The organism is Micromonospora sp. USAFONa4, assembly GCF_057197825.1.
Genome location: NZ_CM170072.1, coordinates 1510096 through 1527423 on the forward strand (window position 1 = coordinate 1510096; position 17328 = coordinate 1527423).

Annotated in this window: 17 protein-coding genes; 10 read left to right on the plus strand and 7 right to left on the minus strand. The window is 73.0% G+C overall.

Features of this window, described 5'->3' with window-relative positions; genetic code table 11:
* The first annotated feature begins 139 nt into the window (after window positions 1-139).
* The 4 genes from AC0OO9_RS06080 to AC0OO9_RS06095 all read left to right on the plus strand — a co-directional run bounded on the left by AC0OO9_RS06080 (window position 140) and on the right by AC0OO9_RS06095 (window position 3399).
* Complete coding sequence (locus AC0OO9_RS06080) at window positions 140-652, plus strand: hypothetical protein (protein WP_484516183.1); 513 nt, start codon at window positions 140-142, stop codon at window positions 650-652.
* Between the two features lie 77 nt (window positions 653-729).
* Window positions 730-1575, plus strand: a complete 846-nt coding sequence (locus AC0OO9_RS06085) for a DUF4097 family beta strand repeat-containing protein (RefSeq protein WP_484516185.1) — start codon at window positions 730-732, stop codon at window positions 1573-1575.
* 79 nt (window positions 1576-1654) lie between these two features.
* On the plus strand, window positions 1655-2611 hold the full coding sequence (locus AC0OO9_RS06090) for an ATP-binding cassette domain-containing protein (protein ID WP_132236163.1): 957 nt from the start codon (window positions 1655-1657) through the stop codon (window positions 2609-2611).
* On the plus strand, window positions 2608-3399 hold the full coding sequence (locus tag AC0OO9_RS06095) for an ABC transporter permease (RefSeq protein WP_421452274.1): 792 nt from the start codon (window positions 2608-2610) through the stop codon (window positions 3397-3399). Before AC0OO9_RS06090 ends, AC0OO9_RS06095 begins: the two co-directional genes overlap by 4 nt.
* Window positions 3400-3474: 75 nt before the next feature.
* Here AC0OO9_RS06095 and AC0OO9_RS06100 read toward each other — a convergent pair whose 3' ends face one another.
* A complete protein-coding gene (locus AC0OO9_RS06100; protein ID WP_151454486.1) occupies window positions 3475-3687 on the minus strand; it encodes a hypothetical protein in 213 nt (70 codons plus the stop codon).
* Between the two features lie 144 nt (window positions 3688-3831).
* Window positions 3832-5277 carry an NYN domain-containing protein gene (locus AC0OO9_RS06105; RefSeq protein ID WP_484516188.1) on the minus strand — a complete coding sequence of 482 codons (1446 nt, stop codon included), beginning with the start codon at window positions 5275-5277 and terminating at the stop codon, window positions 3832-3834.
* Between the two features lie 127 nt (window positions 5278-5404).
* Between AC0OO9_RS06105 and AC0OO9_RS06110 the strand changes: the two genes are divergently transcribed.
* From AC0OO9_RS06110 to AC0OO9_RS06130, 5 genes are all read left to right on the plus strand, one after another.
* Entirely contained in the window at window positions 5405-7159 is a 1755-nt protein-coding gene (locus AC0OO9_RS06110) for a DEDD exonuclease domain-containing protein (RefSeq protein WP_484516190.1), read from the plus strand.
* 129 nt (window positions 7160-7288) lie between these two features.
* The gene (locus AC0OO9_RS06115) at window positions 7289-9076 is read left to right on the plus strand and encodes a RelA/SpoT family protein (RefSeq protein ID WP_484516192.1); all 1788 of its coding nucleotides are present in this window, start codon (window positions 7289-7291) and stop codon (window positions 9074-9076) included.
* Window positions 9077-9129: 53 nt separating this feature from the next.
* Window positions 9130-9672 (plus strand): NUDIX domain-containing protein, encoded by a 543-nt coding sequence (locus AC0OO9_RS06120; RefSeq protein WP_484516193.1) that lies wholly within the window; start codon window positions 9130-9132, stop codon window positions 9670-9672.
* Window positions 9669-10547, plus strand: a complete 879-nt coding sequence (locus tag AC0OO9_RS06125) for a nucleotidyltransferase family protein (protein WP_484516195.1) — start codon at window positions 9669-9671, stop codon at window positions 10545-10547. The genes AC0OO9_RS06120 and AC0OO9_RS06125 overlap by 4 nt, the downstream gene beginning before the upstream one ends.
* A 36-nt stretch (window positions 10548-10583) precedes the next feature.
* Window positions 10584-10871 carry an Lrp/AsnC family transcriptional regulator gene (locus AC0OO9_RS06130; protein WP_088999172.1) on the plus strand — a complete coding sequence of 96 codons (288 nt, stop codon included), beginning with the start codon at window positions 10584-10586 and terminating at the stop codon, window positions 10869-10871.
* 91 nt (window positions 10872-10962) lie between these two features.
* Here AC0OO9_RS06130 and AC0OO9_RS06135 read toward each other — a convergent pair whose 3' ends face one another.
* From AC0OO9_RS06135 to ctaE, 5 genes are all read right to left on the minus strand, one after another.
* Window positions 10963-11640, minus strand: coding sequence for a DUF4142 domain-containing protein (locus tag AC0OO9_RS06135; protein ID WP_484516197.1), 678 nt, complete (start codon window positions 11638-11640; stop codon window positions 10963-10965).
* 177 nt (window positions 11641-11817) lie between these two features.
* Entirely contained in the window at window positions 11818-13449 is a 1632-nt protein-coding gene (gene qcrB, locus AC0OO9_RS06140; protein WP_484516198.1) for a cytochrome bc1 complex cytochrome b subunit, read from the minus strand.
* The gene (gene qcrA, locus AC0OO9_RS06145) at window positions 13446-14534 is read right to left on the minus strand and encodes a cytochrome bc1 complex Rieske iron-sulfur subunit (protein ID WP_484516200.1); all 1089 of its coding nucleotides are present in this window, start codon (window positions 14532-14534) and stop codon (window positions 13446-13448) included. The genes qcrB and qcrA overlap by 4 nt, the downstream gene beginning before the upstream one ends.
* Window positions 14535-14601: 67 nt before the next feature.
* Entirely contained in the window at window positions 14602-15435 is an 834-nt protein-coding gene (qcrC, locus tag AC0OO9_RS06150; protein WP_421452294.1) for a cytochrome bc1 complex diheme cytochrome c subunit, read from the minus strand.
* Between the two features lie 72 nt (window positions 15436-15507).
* Window positions 15508-16107 (minus strand): aa3-type cytochrome oxidase subunit III, encoded by a 600-nt coding sequence (gene ctaE / locus AC0OO9_RS06155; protein WP_132236143.1) that lies wholly within the window; start codon window positions 16105-16107, stop codon window positions 15508-15510.
* Between the two features lie 108 nt (window positions 16108-16215).
* Between ctaE and AC0OO9_RS06160 the strand changes: the two genes are divergently transcribed.
* Complete coding sequence (locus tag AC0OO9_RS06160) at window positions 16216-17160, plus strand: cytochrome c oxidase assembly protein (RefSeq protein ID WP_484516203.1); 945 nt, start codon at window positions 16216-16218, stop codon at window positions 17158-17160.
* Window positions 17161-17328 lie beyond the last annotated feature (168 nt).

Consider the following 17328-nt stretch of genomic DNA (forward strand, 5'->3'; position numbering starts at 1 on the left):
CCGCGCCGCCGCCCGCGCGGCCCGGCCCGCGCGGTCCCGGCGGCCGATCCACCCCCTCTGGCGTCACCGGCTGCCATCATGACGCCATCCGAAGCCATCAAGGCTTGCTATGACGCCACCTTGATGCCATAGTGACGTCATGGATCTGACGTCGTATGTCGACAACCTCCGGCAGGAACTGGCCGGCGTCGCCGAACTCGGCGGCAACGAGGCCCGCGCACTCGCCGAGCGACTGGCGGGGCCGCTCGACTCGGCGCTCCGGCTGGCGCTCCTGGACGCGCTGACCGCGGCGGCGGCCGAGATCACCCGCGACCTGGCCCCCGGGTCGGTCGAGCTGCGCCTGCGCGGGCGGGAGCCGAGCTTCGTCGTGACGCCACCGCCGGCCGGCCCGGAATCGCAGGGCGAGGCCGCGGCCCCCGAGCCGGCCGTCCCGCCGGCGGACGCCGAGGAGGGTGCCACCTCGCGGATCAGCTTCCGCCTCTCCGAACACCTCAAGAGCCGCATCGAGGAGGCGGCCGCCCGCGACGGCCTCTCGGTCAACGCCTGGCTGGTCCGGGCGGCCACGGCCGCCGTGGCGTCCAGCGGGGCGGGCCGGCAGCCGCAGCGACGCGCCCCGTCCAGCGGGCAGCGCTACACCGGCTGGGCCCGCTGAACCGCCCGCCGGTCCGCCGCACGCCTCCGACCAACCGTCCCGATCCGGGACGCCCACCCGCCAGAAGGGACTGCGCCGTGCCCACATTCGACACCCCGACCCCCATCTCGGCCACCGTCGACCTCGTCGTCGGTGACGTCCAGCTCACCGCCACCGACCGCACCGACACCCACGTCGAGGTCCGCCCGAGCAACGCCGCCACCGAAGCCGACGTGCGGGCCGCCGAACAGACCCGGGTGGAGTACGCCGACGGCCGGCTCGTCGTCAGGTCGCCCCGGCAGCGCGGGTTCGGGCTGTTCGGCAAGCCCGGCTCGGTCGACGTGACGATCGGGTTGCCCACCGGCTCGCACCTGCACGGCGACGCCTCCGTGGCGGCGTTCCGCGGCAGCGGCCGGCTCGGCAGCTGCCGGGTCCGGATCGCGACCGGCGACATCGAGCTGGAGCAGACCGCCGACGTCGACCTCGACACCTCCGCCGGCGGCGTCCGCGTCGGGCAGGTGGCCGGTGCGGCCCGGATCAGCACCGGATCCGGGCGGATCCAGGTGCAGCGGGTCGGCGGCGACGCCGTGGTCAAGAACTCCAACGGTGACAGCTGGCTCGGCACGGTCACCGGCGAGGTGCGGGTGAAGGCCGCCAACGGCGAGACCACCGTGGACCGCGCGCACGGTCCGGTCACCGCCACGGCCGCCAACGGCGACATCCGCATCGGCGAGGTCTCGGCGGGCACGGTGTCGGTCCGCACCGCGACCGGCGGGCTCGACATCGGCGTCCGCTCCGGCACCGCCGCCCTGCTCGACCTGCACACCCAGTTCGGCCGCGTGGACAACCACCTCGAGGCGTACGAACCGCCCGGCGAGCCCGAGGGCGCCGTGCGGGTGACCGCCCGGACCTCCTTCGGCGACATCGTGATCCGCCGCTGCTGAATTACCGCTCCGCCCGCCCGACCGGCCCCGACGGCCGGCCCGCCCCGACCGGCCCGACGGCCGGCGTGAAGGAGAAGACATGCCACCCAGCTCGGCCCCGGCGGCCATCACGGTCACCGGCCTCCGGAAGTCCTTCGGCGATCACGTGGTGCTCGACGGGATCGACCTCACCGTCGCCGCAGGGACGATCTTCGCCCTGCTCGGCCCCAACGGCGCCGGCAAGACCACCACCGTGCAGATCCTGTCCACCCTGATCGGCGCCGACTCCGGCGAGGCGCGGGTGGCCGGTCACGACGTCGCTCGGGAGCCTGACGCAGTACGCGCCGCGATCGGCGTGACCGGCCAGTTCTCCGCCGTCGACGGACTGCTCACCGGCGAGGAGAACCTGCGGCTCATGGCCGACCTGCACCACCTGCCCCGGGCCGAGGGACGGCAGCGCGCGCGGGGCCTGCTCAGGATGTTCGACCTGGTCGAGGCCGCCGGCAAGCCCGCCGGCAGCTACTCCGGCGGGATGCGCCGGCGACTCGACCTGGCCATGGGTCTGGTCGGCCGCCCCCGCGTCGTCTTCCTCGACGAGCCCACCACGGGACTCGACCCGCGCAGCCGGCAGGCCATGTGGCAGATCGTCCGGGACCTGGTGGCGGACGGCGTCACCATCCTCCTCACCACCCAGTACCTGGAGGAGGCGGACCAGCTCGCCGACCGCATCGCCGTGCTCGACCACGGCCGTCTGGTGGCCGAGGGCAGCCCGGCGGAACTCAAGCGGCTCGTCCCCGGCGGGCACGTCAGCCTGCGTTTCGCCGACCGGGCCGCGTTCGACACGGCCGTCCGGGTGCTGCCCGGGCAGTCCCGCGACGCCGCCGAACTCACCCTGCACGTGCCCGGCGACGGCGGCGTCCGGTCGCTGCGGGACCTGCTCGACCTGCTGGACAGCGAGTCGATCGCCGTGGAGTCGCTGTCCGTGCACACGCCCGATCTCGACGACGTCTTCCTGGCCCTCACCGGCCGGCCCGAGAAGGTGGGAACCCCCCGATGAGCACCATGACGTACGCCGTCCGCGACTCCGGCACGATGCTGCGCCGCAACCTGCGCCGCTGGGTGCGCTACCCGTCGATGACGGTGCTGCTCGTCGGCATGCCCGTCATGCTGCTGCTGTTGTTCGTCTACGTCTTCGGCGGCACCCTCGGTGCCGGGCTGGGCGGCGGTGCGGGCGACCGGGGCGACTACGTCAACTACGTGACCCCGGGGATCCTGCTGATGACCGCCGGCCTGGCGGCCACCGGGACGGCGGTGTCGGTCGCGATGGACATGACCGAGGGCATCATCGCCCGCTTCCGGACCATGGCGATCGCCCGGGCGTCGGTGCTGACCGGCCACGTGCTGGCCAGCCTGGCACAGAGCATGCTCGGCCTGGCGATGGTCACCGGGGTCGCCCTGCTGATCGGATTCCGGCCCACCACGGGCCCGCTGGCCTGGCTGGCGGCCGCCGGCGTGCTGGTCATGACCGCCTTCGCCTTCGTCTGGCTCTCGGTCGCGCTGGGGCTGGTCTCCAAGAGCGTCGAGACGGCGAGCAACCTACCCATGCCGCTGACCTACCTGCCCTTCATCGGCAGCGGGTTCGTGCCCACCGACTCGATGCCCGACGGGCTGCGGCAGTTCGCCGAGTATCAGCCCTTCACCCCCATCATCGAGACCCTGCGCGGCCTGTTGACCGGCGGGCCGGTGGGGACGAACGCCGCGCTCGCGGCGGCCTGGTGCGCCGCCATCGCGCTGGTCGGCTATCTCTGGTCGAAGAAGCTGTTCAACCGGGACCCGTCCCGCTGACCGTCGCCCCCGACGCCCGTTCCCCGAGCCACCGGCCCGGGGAACGGGCGTCGTCGGGGCGCCGGCCGTGGCCCGTCACGCGACGCGGCGGCGTCGGGTGCGCCGCCCGGCCGGCCCGGGGGCGGGCAGGACCTCCACCTCGAACCCGGCCCGGGCGAACACCTCGATCGCCCGGGCCTCCGCGCCGTCCAGCCCGGCGGCCGGGGACGAATCGTCGAGCAGGGCGGTAACCAGGCAGTCGCCGCAGCCGGTCCCCCGGATACCGCACCCCGCGCAGTCGATGAGCATCTCGCCTCCTGATGCGCTGCGGTGACCGGGCGCGGCGTCACCGTCGCCACCCGAGCACCGTCGGTCACCACGACGGTAGGCAGGGGGTACGACAGAAAAGGGACAACCGGTCGCGGACGGCCCGAAAGCGATCAAGCGCCCCGATCAGGAACGGGCCAGGCGGCGCAGCAGCGAGTCGGCGCCGAGCGGGTACGCCCCGTGCCGACGTACGCCGTCGGCGACCTCCCGGTCGGAGGAGACCACGACCACCGGCCGTCCCGGCGGCTCGGCGCGGACCAGGCGCCGGATCAGCTCGTCGGCGGTCTCCCCCTTGCGGGAGAAGAGCACCCGTACGCCGCGCGGCGCCGGCGGCAGCCCGTGCATCCGTTCGGCGCCGTCGAAGACCACCGTGACCTCGTCGCCGGTCTGCGCGGCGATCCCGCCCAGGCCCGTGATCAGCCGCTTGCGCTGCTGTTCCAGGGACATCTCGCCGAAGCCGCGCTTGGTCACGTTGTAGCCGTCGACGACAAGGTGCGCCCGGGGCAGGGCGAGCAGCTGGTCGAGGCGAGCGGGGTCGTCGGTGTCCCGGGCGCGCGTCGCGGCGCCGGCCGCCGGGGCGGCGGTCTGGTCGGCGAAGGCGTCGGCGACGAAGTCCGCGGGCAGCTTGTCGACCGGATCGAGCGCCAGCTCGCGGCGCAGCCCGACGGCGGCCTGCCCGATGGTCTCCAGCAGCAGCCAGAGCCGGGCGTCGTCGACCGAGCGGGCCTCCTTGGCGCTGGCCCGGGCGACCCCCGCCGCCGCCTCCGCCTCGGCCAGCCGGGCCCGCACCCGGCGCAGCTCGGCGTCGGCGTCCGCCGTCGCGCGGGCGGCCCGCCCCCGCTCGGTGGCGAGCAGCTCGGTGGCCTTGCGCTCGCGGGCCTGCGTCTCGCGCAGCGACCGGGTCAGCTGCCGGCTCTCCTCGCGCAGCTGGCCGAGCTCCTCGCGGACCCGGGCCAGCTCGTCGCGGAGCTTCTCCGCCTCGACCCGGGCCACCGCCCGGTCGTGCTCGGCGCGGGTGGCCCGCTGCTCGGCCTCGCGGACCAGCTCGGCGACCACCGCGCTGTCGGCCTCGGCGCGGACCGCCGCGCCGCTGGCCTCGATCAGCTCCCGCCAGCCCCGGGGGCGGGCCAGGTAGGCCAGCGCGGCCACCTCGACCGGATCGGCGGCGGCCGGCGCGGTGCCCTCCAGCACGGCGGCGCCCAGGTCGCCGGTGTCGGCGAGGACCCGGGCGGTGATCCGTTGGCGGAACAGCGGGTCCGCGGTGAGCTGGGCGGCGATGGCCGGGGCGCCGAGCCGGGCCCTGCGGTTGGGGGCGAACTTGGCGACCCGGCGCAGCGGGACCGGCACCTCGTCGGCGGGCAGCCCGGGCAGCACCGTCGCGGTGAGCGCCACGATGCGCTGCCGGACCGGCTCCGGCAGCACGGGCTCCGGCTCGGGCGCCGCCGCCTCAGCCTCGGCAGCCGCAGCGTCGGGCGGGGTGGTCCCGGCGGGGACGCCCTCACCGGGGTCGCGCGCAGCGTCGACCGGATCCTCCTGCCGGAGGTGGTCGTCGTGCGGCTCGGTGAGGGGCATGTGGCAAGTCTCCCACCGCGACCGGGCCCACCGCCCGGTGAGTGAGCCGATCTCTCATCCTAGACCGGTGGTGACGTCTGATGCCGTTGGGACGGGAGTGTCGGACCGGACCGTTAGCGTGCCGCCGATGGCACAGACCGAGTACGTCCAGGAGCCGCTGGCCGGTTTCGACCCCGGCGCGGGCGGGGTCGACCCGGCGCTGCCGCTGTACGCGACGACGTTCGTGGTGGTCGACCTGGAGACCACCGGCGGCGCGCCGGACGGCGGCGGGATCACCGAGATCGGCGCGGTCAAGGTGCGCGGCGGCGAGGAGCTGGGCGTGCTGGCCACCCTGGTCAACCCCGGTGTGCCGATCCCACCGTTCATCACCGTGCTCACCGGCATCACCCAGGCCATGCTGGTGCCGGCCCCGCCGATCGAGCAGGTGCTGCCGAGCTTCCTGGAGTTCATCACCGACGCCGTGCTGGTCGCCCACAACGCCCCCTACGACGTGGGCTTCCTCAAGGCCGCGTGCGCGAAGCACGGCTACCGCTGGCCCAACCCGCGGGTGCTCGACACCGCCGCGCTGGCCCGCCGGGTGCTCACCCGCGACGAGGTGCCCAACCGCAAGCTCGGCACCCTCGCGGCCTACTTCCGCACCGCCACCCAGCCGACCCACCGGGCGCTCGACGACGCCAAGGCCACCGTCGACGTGCTGCACGGGCTGATCGCCCGCCTGGGCGGGCACCGGGTCGACACCGTCGGCGACGCCATCGAGTTCGCCCGGGCGGTCACCCCCACCCAGCGGCGCAAGCGGCACCTGGCCGAGGGCCTGCCCAAGGCGCCGGGGGTCTACATCTTCCGGGCCGCCGACGACCGGCCGCTCTACGTCGGCACCTCCGGCGACATCGCCACCCGGGTGCGCAGCTACTTCACGGCGGCGGAGAAGCGGGCCCGGATCTCCGAGATGCTCGCCGCCGCGGAGCGGGTGGAGGCGGTGGAGTGCGCCCACTCGCTGGAGGCGGAGGTCCGCGAGCTGCGGCTGATCGGGGCGCACGCCCCGCCGTACAACCGGCGGTCGAAGTTCCCGGAGCGGGTGCTCTGGCTGAAGCTGACCGACGGGCCGTACCCCCGGCTGTCGGTGGTCCGGGCCATCTCCCCCGGCGACGCCGCCTACCTCGGGCCGTTCAGCTCCCGTCGGGCGGCGGAGCTGGCCGCCGCCGGCTTCCACGACGCCGTGCCGCTGCGCCAGTGCACCCACCGGCTCTCGCTGCGCACGGTCACGCCGGCCTGCGCGCTGGCCGAGCTGGGTCGCTGCCCGGCGCCCTGCGAGCACCGGATCTCCCCGGAGGACTACGACGCCCGCGCGGTCGCGCCGTTCCGCACCGCCACCGCCAGCGACCCGCAGCGGGTGGTCGACGCCCTGCTCGCCCGGATCGACACGCTCTCGGGCGCCCAGCGCTACGAGGAGGCGGCGGTGGCCCGGTCCCGGCTGGCGGCGGTGCTGCGGGCGACCGTGCGGATGCAACGGCTGACGGCATTGACCGGGATCGCCGAGCTGGCCGCCGCGCGTCCGGCGGCCCGTGGCGGCTGGGAGCTGGCGCTGGTGCGGCACGGCCGGCTGGCCGGGGCGGGGGTCTCACCCCCCGGCGTCCACCCCCGACCGACGATCGCCGCGATCCGGGCGACCGCCGAGACCGTCCCGCCCGGCCACGGCCCGGTTCCGCGCGCCTCGGCCGAGGAGACCGAACGCATCCTGTCCTGGTTGGAGCGACCGGAGACCAGGCTGGTGGAGATGTCGTCCGGCTGGGCGTCCCCGGTGGCCGGTGCGGCCCGCTTTCGCGACCTGCTGCGCAAGGCCGAGAACGCCGCTTCCCACCAAAGCTCGACCGAACGCCCATGACCAAGTGACCGATCGGACTACCTCCACTCCCTTAGGCTGTTAGAGAAGTGCAGTCCTGCCCGTTTCGTGGGCCTGCTCCCGGTTGCCGGGTTTTGGCGGCCGTGGAGCCGGGGTGAGGAGGTGTCCCACGTGGACGTCGACGCCGGACACGGCGCCGCCCTGGGGGGCGCCCTTCCGACCCAGGCGGGCGAGCTGCCACTGGCCCGCCGGCTCCGGTCGCTGCTGAGCTGGCCCACCGCCGACACCGACCCGGTCAGCCAACTCGTCCGGACCCACCGGACGATCCATCCCGGCACCGAGCCCTCCGTGCTGCGCAGGGCCTACACCATCGCGGAGAACATGCACCGCGGGCAGTTCCGCAAGAGCGGTGAGCCCTACATCACGCACCCGCTGGCGGTGGCCCAGATCTGCGCCGAGATCGGCATGGACGCCATCACCCTGGTCGCCGCGCTGCTGCACGACACCGTGGAGGACACCCGCTACACCCTCCAGGCGCTCGCCGAGGACTTCGGGCCGGAGGTGGCCCACCTGGTCGACGGGGTGACCAAGTTCGACAAGGCCTTCTACGGCAAGGCCGCCGAGGCCGAGACGATCCGCAAGATGATCATCGCGGCCGGCAAGGACGTCCGGGTCCTGATCATCAAGTTGGCCGACCGGCTGCACAACATGCGTACCCTGGGCGTCCGGTCGGCGGCGTCCCGGGAGCGGATCGCCCGCAAGACGCAGGAGGTGCTGGTCCCGCTCTGCGACCGGCTCGGCATCCAGACGCTCAAGCGCGAGCTCGACGACGTGGTGCTGCTGCACCTGGAGCCCGACGAGCACGCCCGGATCGCCCGGCACGTGCACGACCGGCCCGGCTGGGACGCGTACCTCGACGAGGTGGTCACCCACGCGAAGTCGGCCCTGCGCCGCAGCCGGGTGGACGCGACGGTGACCCCCCGCTCCCGGCACCTCTACTCGATCTGGAAGGACACCGTGGCCGGCGGCCACAGCGCCCCCTTCGACCTGCCCCGCATCGTGATCGTGGTGGACGGCCCGGCGACCGACTGCTACGCGGCGCTCGGCGCGGTCCACGGCGTGTGGCGGCCGGTCCCCGGCCGGTTCAAGGACTTCATCGCCTCCCCCAAGAACAACCTCTACCGCTCGCTGCACACCACCGTCTGCGGGCCCAGGAACCGCACGGTGGAGGTGCTGATCCGCACCGTGGAGATGCACCGCTCGGCGGAGTACGGGGTGGCCGCCGACTTCCGTTTTCCGCGCTCCGGCGGCGGCCCGGCCCGGGCCGAGCAGCTCGACTGGCTGCGCCGGGTGCTCGACTGGGAGCAGGACACGGCCGACCCGGCCCAGTTCCTCGAATCGCTGCGCTGCGACCTCGCCGAGGCGCAGATCCAGGTCTTCGCCGACGGGCGGCAGGTCGTGCTGCCCGCCGGGGCGACCCCGGTGGACCTCGCGTACGAGTTGGCCACCGAGCGGGGCGACCACTGCCTCGCGGCGCGGATCAACGGCCGGCTGGCCCCGCTCTCCTCCGAACTGGACGAGGGCGACGTGGTGGAGATCTTCACCGAGACCGACGCGGCGAACGGCTTCGACGCCGACGTCGCCCCGCGTGGCCCCCGCCGGGAGTGGCTCGGCTTCGTCAAGTCGCCACAGGCGCAGATGCAGATCAGCCGGTGGTTCGCCGAGCACACCGAGCCCGGCATCTCCATCACCGACAAGGTCCGCCTCGGCCGGGCCACCATCGGGCTGGCCCTGCGCAAGCACGACCGGGGCCTCGCCAGCGACCTGCCGCTGCTGCGGCTGTCGGAGGAGTTGGGCTACCCCGACCTGGAGACGCTGCTGGTCGCGGTCTTCGACCGGGTGATCGAACCGGACACGGTCGTGCGCCAGCTCATCGACCTGGTGGACCACCGGCAGTGACCGCCCCGGGCCCGGGTGGTCCGAACGCTCCTCGCGGCCACTAGCCTGGACGCATGATCCCCCGCTCGCGCGCCACCGGTCGAGCCGTCGCCTACCAGGTCTTCTACCGGCTGCCACTGCCGGTACGCCGCCGCCTGGTCCGGCTGGCCGTGCCGAAGTACATCGTCGGCGCGGTCACCCTGGTCCGGGACAGCGAGGCGGAGGGCGCGGGCCGGCTGCTGCTGCTGCGTCAGCCGCCCGGCAGGGGCTGGGGGCTGCCGGCCGGCCTGTTGCAGAAGGGCGAGGCGCCGGTGGTGGGCGCCGCCCGGGAGCTGCACGAGGAGTCCGGGATCCGGCTGTCGCCCCGGCAACTGAGCCCCGCCGTGCCGAACGCCGTGGTGCACGCCAAGGGCTGGGTGGACGTGGTGTTCACCGCCGAGGTGCCGGCGTCGAGCACCGAGTTGAAGGTCGACGGGGCCGAGGTCTACGAGGCCGCCTGGCACCCCCTGGACGACCTGCCCAAGCTGACCTGGCCGACGGCCCGGCTGCTCGCGTACTACGACATCGGGCCGCTGGCCGGGCAGTTCCCGCCACCGGTGCCCGACACGAAGCCGTGACCGCAGCCCCGGCGGAGGTCTGCGCGGTGGTGCTCGCCGCCGGCGAGGGCACCCGGCTGCGGCCGCTGACCGAGCGGCTGCCCAAGGCCCTCTGCCCGGTCGGCAACGTGCCGCTGCTCGACCGGGCGCTGCACCGGCTGGCCGGGCTCGGCCTGGTCGGGCCCGGCCGGGTCGCCGTCAACGCCTGCTACCTCGGCGACCAGGTCGTCGACCACGTCGGGGACCGCGCCCGCCTCTCGGTCGAGCCGGGCGACCCGCTCGGCACCGCCGGCGGCGTGGCGAACCTGCGGGACTGGATCGCCGGGCGCGGGGTGCTGGTCGGCAACGCCGACGCCTACCTCGCCGACCCGGCCCGTCCCCCGGGCCCCGACATCGCCGCGCTGCTGCACGACTGGGACGGCGACTCCGTACGCCTGCTCGGCCAGCCCGCCCCTGACCCGGCGGCACCGGGCACCTTCGACGGCCACGTCTTCACCGGCTTCTCGCTGCTGCCGTGGCGGCTGGTGCGGGAGCTGCCGGTCGGGTTCGGCGACCTCGTCCGGGCGCTCTGGCGGCCGGCGGAGGCGGCCGGCGCGCTGACCGTCGTGCCGTACCCCGGCACCTTCTACGACACCGGCACCCCAGCCGACTACCTGGCGGCCAACCTGCACGCGGCCGGCGGCGGCAACCTGGTGGACCCGACGGCCACGGTGACGGGCCGCTGCCGCTCGGCGGTGGTCGGCGCGGGCGCCGTGGTGCACGGCGACGTGGAGCGGGCGGTCGTCTGGCCCGGCGCCACCGTCGGCCCCGGCGAGCACCTGCGCGACGCCGTACGCGCCGGCACCGCCCTCACCGTCCCCGGCACACCGCCGTCCCCGGGCCGGGGAAGCCTCTAGCATGGGCGACGACGCCGACGAACGGAGAAATGTCCCGTGATCACCGCGATCGTGCTGATCGACTGCGCCACCGACTCGATCCCCGAGGTGGCCGAGAACCTGGCCAACCTGCCCGGCGTCAGCGAGGTCTACTCCGTGGCGGGCCACGTCGACCTGATCGCGATGGTCCGGGTACGGGAGTTCGAGCAGATCGCCCAGGTGATCGCCGGCAGCATCTCCAAGGTGCCCGGGGTGCTCAACACCGAGTCGCACATCGCCTTCCGGGCGTACTCCCAGCACGACCTGGAGGAGGCCTTCGCGATCGGCCTGGCGAACGCCGACTGATCCGGACGCCGGGCGGGCGACGCGGCCCGGCGCGTACGCCGGACGGCCGGCCCATCCGGGAGGATGGACCGGCCGCCGTGGTGCGTGGGCGTCAGCTCTGCGTGGGAGCCGGCACCTGCTCGGTGCCGCCCGGAGCCGGCGACTCGGTGGTGGTGCCACCCGGAGCCGGCGACTCGGTGGTGCCACCCGGAGCCGGCGTCGTGCCGCCCGGGCTCGGGGTGCCGCTGGCGCTGGTCTGCGGCACCGGGATGCCCAGCTGCTCCGCAAGCTGCACCAGCGCGTCGTAGTGCGCCTGCAGGGTCGGCAGGGCGGTCTGGGCCAGCTGGACCACCGACTGCTCGGAGCCCTGCGAGATCTCCGTCTGGGTGGCCTGGATGGCCTGGACGTGGCCGGCCAGCTCGCTGGTCACCCAGAGCCGGTCGAACTCCTCGCCGCTGGCGTTGTTCAGCTGGTCGATGACGGACTGCTGATCCGCGGTCGGCTCACTCGGCAACTCCACGCCCAGCTGCGACGCGGTCTGCTGCACCGTCTGGTCGAGCTGGGTGTGGTCCGTCTTGAGCCGGGCGCCCAGGTCCTTGACCCCCTGGCTCTGGCCCTTCTGCTGCGCCAGGTCACCCGCGGTGATCTCGAACAGATTCACCTGGTGCACGGCCTGCAGGTACTGGGTGTCCTGCTGCGACGGCTGCACCGCGGCCTGTGCCGCCGCGGCCGGCGCGATCCCCACCAGCACCAGCGCGGCCAGCAGGCCGAGGCGTTTGATACCCAACATGCTTCCCCCCCTTGAGACGTTGGATCGCACGGATACCCGGCTGACCGGGGTTATTCCTGCGATCCCCCGTCGGGGAGGCGACCGACCGACACGCCCGTGTCGGACCGTCGGGGGGCGGAAACGGACGTGGCGCCCGCCGGAGGACTCCGGTGGGCGCCACGTCGAGGTGTCGCGGGATCAGCGGCGGCTCTCGCCGCTGCCGATCTCCTCCCGCTCCGGTCGGGGCTCGACCGGCGGGTGCCCCGGCGAGACCGGCGCCTCGGCCGGCTTCTCGATCGGGTAGAAGAAGCCCCGGATGGCCGGGCCGAGGGCGCCGAGCCGGTTCATCTTCTTCGGCACGACCCAGCCGGCGTACGGCAGCGCGCCGTGGCCGTCGCCGTGCCCGTCGGCCGCCACGAGCGGCTGGTGCACCTCTTCGAACCGGCCGTCCGGCAGGCGCCGGATGATGCCGGTCTCGACACCGTGGGCGAGCACCTCCCGGTCGTGCTGCTGGAGACCCAGGCAGATCCGGTAGGTGACGTAGTACGCCAGCGGCGGCAGCACCAGCAGGCCGATGCGGCCGGCCCAGGTCATCGCGTTCAGGCTGATCTGGAACTTGTCGGCGATGACGTCGTTGGCGCCGGAGAGGGTCAGCACCACGAAGAACGCCAGCGCCATGGCGCCCAGGCCGGTCCGGGCCGGCACGTCCCGGGGACGCTGGAGCAGGTTGTGGCTCCTGGTGTCCTTGAGGCGCCGGGCCTCCAGGAACGGGTAGAGCGTCGACAGGCCGACCAGGATGCCCGGCAGCACGACCGTCGGCCAGAACAGCGGCGGGATCACGTACCCGTCGCCGATCGGGATGTTGATCTCCCAGGCGGGCATCAGGCGGGTCGAGCCGTCGAGGAACATGACGTACCAGTCGGGCTGGCTGGCGGCCGAGACCACCCACGCCTCGTACGGGCCGAACAGCCAGATCGGGTTGATCTGGAACAGGCCGCCCATCAGCGCGATCACGCCGAAGACGACCATGAAGAAGCCGCCCTGCTTGATCGCGTAGCGGGGGAACATCCGCTCGCCGACCACGTTGCCGTTGGTCCGGCCGGGACCGGGCCACTGGGTGTGCTTCTGCTTGAAGACCAGGCCCAGGTGGGCGCCGATCAGCGCGAGCAGCAGGCCCGGGACGAGCAGCACGTGGGCGATGTAGAACCGGCTGATGATGATCGTGCCCGGGAACTCCCCGCCGAAGACCGACGAGGTGACCCAGGAGCCGATCACCGGGATGGAGAGCATGATCGCCGACGCGATCCGCAGGCCGGTGCCGGAGAGGCCGTCGTCCGGCAGCGAGTAGCCGGTGAAGCCGGCGAGGAAGCCGACCCAGAACAGCAGCGAGCCGATGATCCAGTTGGTCTCGCGCGGCTTGCGGAACGCGCCGGTGAAGAAGACCCGGAGCATGTGCACCACGATGGCGGCCATGAACAGCAGCGCCGACCAGTGGTGCATCTGCCGCATGATCAGGCCACCGCGGACGTCGAACGAGATGTCCAGGCTGGAGGCGTACGCGGCCGACATCGGCGTGCCCCGCAGCGGGGCGTAGCTGCCGTTGTAGACGACCTCGGTCATCGCCGGCTCGTAGAAGAAGGTCAGGAAGACACCGGTCAGCAGCAGGACGACGAACGAGAACAGCGCGATCTCGCCGAGCAGGAACGACCAGTGGTCCGGGAAGACCTTGTTCAGCAGCCGGCGCAGCGGGGTGGCCACCTGGAAGCGGTCGTCCACTCCCCGGGCGACGTTCCCCGGCACTGCTGCCTTGTCAAACTTGCGCCGCTTCACGGCCGCTCCCAGAAGTCGGGCCCGACGGTCTCGGTGTAGTCGGACTTGGCCACGAAGTAGCCCTCGGAGTCCACCTCGATCGGCAGCTGCGGCAGCCGTCGGCTGGCCGGGCCGAAGATGGGCCGGGCGTTGTCGGTGATCAGGAACTGCGACTGGTGGCACGGGCAGAGCAGGCGGTTGGTCTGCTGCTCGTACAGGCTCGCCGGGCAGCCGGCGTGCGTGCAGATCTTCGAGTAGGCGGCGTAGTTGCCCCACATGTAGTCGCCGTGCCCGACCCGCTCGTTGGCCCGGCGCGACTCCTGCGCGTCGGAGTCCCGCAGGTGGATCAGCAGGGTCGGCGAGTCCGCGTGCAGGTTGCTCACGCCGTGGTCGATGCCGGGGAAGACGGTGATCTGGCCGCCCGTGCTGACGTCCGCCGGGCGGACCGGCCGGCCGTCCTCGCGGACCAGCCGGATCTTCTGGCCGCCCTCGGCCGGGGCGAACCCGGTCGTGAACATCTGGTTGTTCTTGTGCGGCTGGGAGATCAGACCGCCGACCAGGGGCGCCGCGGCGACCGCGCCGACCGGCGCGAGACCGGCCAGCAGCGAGATGCCGAGCAGCGGCCGGCGCTTCACGCCCAGCTCGTCGGCCATGTAGAGCATGGTCTGGCCGGTGATGATCCGGTCGTCGGAGGCGACGGCACCCTCGTGCCGGTCCTGGATCGAGACCTCCTTCGGCAGCAGCTTCTTGCCCCAGGTCAGGATGCCGAAGCCGATGCCGAGCAGGGCCACGCCGAGGGTGACGCCGAGCAGGGGCGTGTACCACTTGTCGCCGCCGCTGCCCGGGGAGTACTCCCACGGCCACCAGATGTAGATCACCAGGAACGCGGTCGCCGCCAGGCCGGTCAGCAGGAAGAACGACGCGACCGTACGGGTCAGCCGGCGCTCGGCCTTGCTGCCCGGCGCCACCTGCGGCTCGTAGTGGACGATCTCGATGTCGTCCCGGCGCGCGCCCTCGCGGACGATGTCGAACTGGCTGAGCCCGGGGGTGTTCACGTCGAGCGGCTCCCGGCCCTGCTGGGCCTGGTGCTCGGTGTGCGTGGTCATGCCGTCACCTCGCTACGGGCGGTGCCGCGCTGCGGCACCACGGCACTGAATCGGATGAGCCGCCCGGTCACGACTTGCCCGCAATCCACAGGCTCGCGAAGACGAGCGCGACGATGCCCACCAGGAAGATCGCCAGGCCCTCGGTGGACGGCCCGTACCGACCGAGGTTGAAGCCGCCCGGGTCCTGGTCGTGCTTCAGGGTCTCCTGGATGTAGGCGATGAGGTCCGCCTTCTGGTCCGGGGAGATCTGGTTGTCGCCGAAGACCGGCATGTTCTGCGGGCCGCTCAGCATGGCGGCGTAGATCTGCCGGTCGGTGGCCGGGCGCAGGCTCGGCGCGTACTTGCCGGAGGACAGGGCGCCGCCGCCGCCGCCGAAGGCGTGGCACTGCGCGCAGTTGATCCGGAACAGCTCGCCGCCGGCGGCGACGTTCCCGTCGGCGTGCAGGTCGTCACCGTCGGGCACCACCGGGCCGCCGCCGAGTTCCTGGACGTACTGCGCGAGCTGGCGGGTCTCCTCGTCGGTGAAGAGCTCAGGCTTGCGCTGGGCCTGGGCCTCCTGCCGGGCCATCGGCATCCGGCCGGAGCCGACCTGGAACTCGACCGAGGCCGCGCCGACGCCGATCAGGCTCGGCCCGCGCCCCTCGACGCCCTGCGCGTTGCGACCGTGACAGGTCACACAGCTCACGTCGAACAGCGCCTTGCCCTCCGCGGCGGCACCGGTGAGCGGGGTGTCCTGCGCCTGCACGCCGGGGGCGAAGACGGTGTAGGCGCCGCCGGCCAGCATCAGCGCGGCGAACAGCCGGACCGCGGCACCCAGCCGGCGGCGGCCCCTGCTGCGCGCCGCGGGCCGCTCGCGCAGCCGCGCGAGCAGACCGCGTCGGCGGTCGTTGTCAGAAGTCATGACCTGTGTCCTTAACCGGTTGGACCTTGTCTCAGGGGACGGAGCAGCGGCGCGGTTCGTGACGCGCCAAGATCACTGAAGCCAGTAGATCATGGCGTAGAGCCCGATCCACACGACGTCGACGAAGTGCCAGTAGTAGGACACGACGATCGCCGACGTGGCCTGCGCCGGTGTGAACCGGCCCATGGTGGTGCGGATCATGAAGATGACGAAGGCGACCAGACCGCCGGCCACGTGCAGTCCGTGGAAGCCGGTGGTCAGGTAGAACATCGACCCGTAACCGTCTTCGTTGATCTTGATGCCCGCGTGCACCAGCTCGCGGTACTCGTTGAGCTGGCCGAGGACGAAGATCAGGCCCATCACGAAGGTGATCGTGAACCAGCGCCGCAGCGCGTGGACGTCACCCTTCTCCGCGGCGAAGACACCGAGCTGGCAGGTCACCGACGACAACACCAGGATCACCGTGAAGGTGGTCGCGTAGGGGATGTTGAGGTGCGTGGTGTGTTCCGCCCACTGCTCCGGCGCCGCCGCGCGGATGGAGAAGTACATCGCGAACAGCGCCGCGAAGAACATGAGTTCGCTGGAGAGCCACACGATCGTCCCGACGCTGACCATGTTGGGTCGGGTCAGGGAGTGGATCCGGCTCTTGTCAATGGCTGGGGCCGCAGTCACGCGGTCATTATTGCCCTTGACCGGGGCCGCCGATCAGCGGGGGGCCAAACCCGTGGCATCCACAGCCCGATCGGGGCAGTCCGGTTCGCCTGACCTAGGCTGAAAAGCGTGCTGCACGCCGATCCGATCTCCGCCGCAGCCGCCGTCGCCGCGCCGGCGGCGAGCGCGGCCACCCCGCCACCGTTCACCGTGACCTCGGTGTTCACCGAGACGAAGCTGGACAGCTGGCTCGCCGTCGGCCTGGTGCTCGCCGCCGGCGTCTACCTCTACGGGGTGCACCGGCTGCGGGTCCGGGGCGACCGGTGGCCGGTCGCCCGGACGGTCTTCTTCCTCGGCCCCGGCCTCGGCGGCATCGCGGCGGTCACCGTCAGCGGCCTGCACGCGTACGACACGGCACTGCTGTCGGTGCACATGGTCCAGCACATGGTGCTCTCCATGATCTCGCCGATCTTCCTCGCGCTGGGCGCGCCGGTGACGCTGGCCCTGCGCACCCTGCCGCCGCGACCGCGCAAGCGCCTGCTGGCGGTCGTGCACAGCCGGATCGCCCGGATCTACAGCTTCCCCCTGGTGGCGTTCACCATCTTCGTGGTCAACCCGTTCGCGCTCTACTTCACCGACCTGTACCGCTACACCCTCGAGCACGTGTGGGCGCACGAGGTCGTGCACGCGCACTTCATCATGACCGGCTGCGTGTTCTTCTGGCCGCTGCTCGGGCTCGACCCGCTGCCGGGCCGCTGGCCGTACCCGGCGCGGGCGCTGCTGATGCTGCTCTCCGTGCCGTTCCACACCGTGCTCGGCCTCACCATCATGCAGAGCAGCACGCTCTTCGGGGGCGACTGGTACCCGTCGCTCGGACTCACCTGGTCGGACCCGTGGCAGGACCAGGTGGTCGCCGGCGGCATCCTCTGGGCCGGCGGCGAGTTCGTCAGCGTGACCATGCTGGCCGTGCTGGTCGTGCAGTGGATGCGGCACGCCGAGCGGGAGGCCCGCCGCGTCGACCGCGACCTGGACCGCCAGGAGGCCCGTCAGCGCGCCGCGGAGTCCACGGCCTGAGCCGGGCAGCCGGTACGCCCCGGGGCCGCCGCCGGGCGGACGTCGCACACCTCACACGGACCGGTACGATCAGCGGGCGGCGACGAGGTGGGAGCCAGTCCGACCGACGAGCGCGCAGCGAACGAATCATCAGGCTCAGTGTGATGGTGCCGCACGACGGCACGGAGC

Excerpts from the sequence above, each read along its gene's own strand:
- AC0OO9_RS06120 (WP_484516193.1), top strand. The coding sequence starts at position 9,130 with ATGATCCCCCGCTCGCGCGCCACCGGTCGAGCCGTCGCCTACCAGGTC.
- AC0OO9_RS06095 (WP_421452274.1), top strand. The coding sequence starts at position 2,608 with ATGAGCACCATGACGTACGCCGTCCGCGACTCCGGCACGATGCTGCGC.
- AC0OO9_RS06105 (WP_484516188.1), bottom strand. The coding sequence starts at position 5,277 with ATGCCCCTCACCGAGCCGCACGACGACCACCTCCGGCAGGAGGATCCG.
- qcrC (WP_421452294.1), bottom strand. The coding sequence starts at position 15,435 with ATGACTTCTGACAACGACCGCCGACGCGGTCTGCTCGCGCGGCTGCGC.
- AC0OO9_RS06110 (WP_484516190.1), top strand. The coding sequence starts at position 5,405 with ATGGCACAGACCGAGTACGTCCAGGAGCCGCTGGCCGGTTTCGACCCC.
- AC0OO9_RS06080 (WP_484516183.1), top strand. The coding sequence starts at position 140 with ATGGATCTGACGTCGTATGTCGACAACCTCCGGCAGGAACTGGCCGGC.
- AC0OO9_RS06100 (WP_151454486.1), bottom strand. The coding sequence starts at position 3,687 with ATGCTCATCGACTGCGCGGGGTGCGGTATCCGGGGGACCGGCTGCGGC.
- AC0OO9_RS06135 (WP_484516197.1), bottom strand. The coding sequence starts at position 11,640 with ATGTTGGGTATCAAACGCCTCGGCCTGCTGGCCGCGCTGGTGCTGGTG.
- AC0OO9_RS06090 (WP_132236163.1), top strand. The coding sequence starts at position 1,655 with ATGCCACCCAGCTCGGCCCCGGCGGCCATCACGGTCACCGGCCTCCGG.
- qcrA (WP_484516200.1), bottom strand. The coding sequence starts at position 14,534 with ATGACCACGCACACCGAGCACCAGGCCCAGCAGGGCCGGGAGCCGCTC.